General features: G+C 65.5%; 4 protein-coding genes. All 4 read right to left on the bottom strand.

From position 1 onward, the window contains the following. On the bottom strand, positions 1 to 270 hold a 270-nt coding region (locus ACLFQI_RS13370), incomplete at its 3' end, for a UDP-N-acetylglucosamine 2-epimerase (RefSeq protein WP_410760067.1). A 116-nt stretch (positions 271 to 386) separates the two neighbouring features. Next, a complete protein-coding gene (locus ACLFQI_RS13365; protein ID WP_410760065.1) occupies positions 387 to 821 on the bottom strand; it encodes a TA system VapC family ribonuclease toxin in 435 nt (144 codons plus the stop codon). Then, entirely contained in the window at positions 821 to 1,063 is a 243-nt protein-coding gene (locus ACLFQI_RS13360; RefSeq protein WP_410760063.1) for a hypothetical protein, read from the bottom strand. Before ACLFQI_RS13360 ends, ACLFQI_RS13365 begins: the two co-directional genes overlap by 1 nt. Positions 1,064 to 1,116: 53 nt before the next feature. Then, a complete protein-coding gene (locus ACLFQI_RS13355) occupies positions 1,117 to 2,238 on the bottom strand; it encodes a polysaccharide deacetylase family protein (protein WP_410760062.1) in 1,122 nt (373 codons plus the stop codon). Positions 2,239 to 2,524 lie beyond the last annotated feature (286 nt).

Below are 2,524 nucleotides of genomic sequence, written 5' to 3'. Positions count from 1 at the left end.
CACCATGTCCAGATAACCCAACGGCTCGCAGAGGATGAGGGCGCGCCCGGTATTCTGCCCATGCGTCCCGCCGCCGATGCCGAGATGCTTATCGGGACGCGGGATGTCCAGCTCATCGAAAAAGACATCGCTCATGTTGGCGTCGTAATGCTGCCCGGTATGCAGGATGAACTCCCGGACATTTGGACCCTGCTCACGCAAGGCGCGCGAGACGACGGCGGCCTTGATGAACTGGGGGCGTGCGCCGATGACGGTGAGGATCTTGATCATATCAATTCGACAGCTCCCCGGAGCCGATGAGTGCTTCATAGAACCACCGATCTTCCGCCGTGTCGAGGTGCGAGTTGTGCCACAGCAGGCTGAAGTTGCCCTGGAAGCGACAGCCATCAACCATCGATGATACAAAGATGCTCAGCCTTGGCCGCACACACGAGGTCTGTACGAATTCGACGGTCAAAGCTGACGAAGCGACCTCCGCGCGCTGCCGCCACGGCCAGCAAAAAGGCATCCGTAATCTGTCGATGCCCGAGTACGCGATCCCAATGAATCACGCCATCGCCTAACAGACTGAACTGCTCCGGCCAGAATGCATGGCTCGGATGGTTGCAGGCCTCTTGCAGGCGTGCGGCGACCCGTGCCACCGGCTGGGCATTGGGGTACGCCGGCTGAGACATGATCCGCAGCACGCCGTTTTGCGTGATTGGACAGGTGGCCCAGCCGTTCTCAATTTCCCGCGTCATCCAGTCCCGGGCGGCGCGATGCATCAGGTGCCCGGCGTCCAGTAGCGCGATGATCACGTTGATATCGAGCAGCGCCCGCATCAGAGGCCGCCCTGATCACGCAACTGATCGATCTGGTCGTTGGTGACCAGTCTTTGCCCCTCTGCCGCAAAGGGCCGAAAGCCGGTAATATTTGCAGTCTCGGCCTCAAGGTTCGTCGCTTTGGCCGTCGGCGCTCCAGACAGCGCGGCACGCAGCAGTCGCGAGATCATCTTCCCAACCGAAACCTGCTGTTGCCGCGCCAGTTCCTTAGCCGCCAGCAAGACGTCGTCTTCAATATCCACCGTTGTGCGCACCTTTCTGCTCCCCAACTGTATGATGCGATGACATTAGCGCATCATAGCATTGTGATGAGCGCTTGATAGAACCGCCGGTCGTCGAGCGTGTCGAGGTGCGAGTTGTGCCATAGCAGGCTGAAGTCGCCCTGGAAGCGGCGGCAGGTGTCGCGGTAGTGCCGCATCAGGTCGAGCGCTTGTTCGCTGTAGCCGAGGCCGAGGTAGCGCTCGGCGATAACCGAGCATTCCATGACGATCAGCGGGCGTTCGCGCAGGCGCAGGGGGCGGCGTTCGCTCAGGTCGTAGAGCGGATAGTCGCGGCAGGTGCCGCAGCGGAAGCCGGGGCGGTCGGCATAGCTGAGGGTGCTGTCGTAGTCGAGGCCGTTGGCGTCCCAGAGGCGGGCGGTGGTGGGAGTCTCCCAGCGCAAAAAGTGTTGGCGTCCGCCGAGTTGGGGTTGGTCGATGCCTTCGGCGTCGAGCACGCGGCGCAGAGTATCGGCTGAGCGGGCGAAGGTATCGGGGTGGCGGTAGGTGTTGTAGCCGGGGTGCAGGCCGTTCTCGTGGCCGCGCGCATGGATCTCGCGCAGCAGGGCGCGCATTTGGGGTTGGTCGAGACTGGTGCGGTTGTCGAGGCGCGGGTGGGTGTTGTCGGGGATGAAGTAGAAGGCGACCGGGCGTCCGGCGCGCTCGTTGACGTCCATGATGTAGCCGAGACCCTGGCGGTGCGGGTCCAGGCTGTCGTCGCCGTGCCAGGCGTCGCGCGTGCCGCGCAGGGTGCGGGCGGCCTGGGGGAGGGAGCGACGTTTGAGCAGGTCGGCGGCGAGGCGGCGGGCGAGCCGGTAGCCGCTCGCGGCCAGTTCGCGGGCGTTGGCGGGGCGGGCGGCGTAGGTGAAGGGGCTATCGACGTCACAACTGACCAGGGTGCGAGCCTGGTGCGGGCGACGCTCCAAACGCGGCCACAGGTGTTGCATCGCGGTCCAGAGGATCTCGACGTATTCGTCGATGATGGGGCGCTCAAGAAAGCCGGCGCGCTGGGCGAGCGAGGCGGCGGACGGAAAGCGGTCGTGGGCGTCGCGATCCGGGAGCACGGCCTCTTCGTAGCGGCTGAGCATGAAGAAGGCGGCGCCGAAGAGGTCGATGGGGAGGTCGATCCGGGGTTCGCTCGGAGCGGTCGGATCCGGCACGGCCGGTTGGGGCAGCGCGCGGTGGGTGATGAGCGGGATTTGGGGGTCGGTAAGGCGGATGTCGGCGGCCAGGGCGCGGCTGTCCCAGATCGGCCGGGGGGCTGGGGCAGCGTGGTTGGGGTGAGCCAGGCGCGTTCGGGGTGGCCGAAGAAGTCATCGGGCAGGCGGATCTCGCCGGGGGCGTCGCGCAGGCGCAGACGGACGCCGGCGTCGGGCGAGCGCACGCGCTGCCAGGGTAGACCGAGGAATTCGCCGAGGATGACGCCGAGGCTGTAGTCGCGCTCGG

The sequence above is a fragment of the Halochromatium sp. genome (genome assembly GCF_046541315.1).
Classification (GTDB): Bacteria; Pseudomonadota; Gammaproteobacteria; order Chromatiales; family Chromatiaceae; genus Lamprobacter.
The sequence above is the reverse complement of the archived record's forward strand: the minus strand, read 5'-3'. Positions and strand labels throughout refer to the sequence as shown.

Coding starts and splice junctions, on each gene's coding strand:
- ACLFQI_RS13365 (WP_410760065.1), bottom strand. CDS start 821: ATGCGGGCGCTGCTCGATATCAACGTGATCATCGCGCTACTGGACGCC.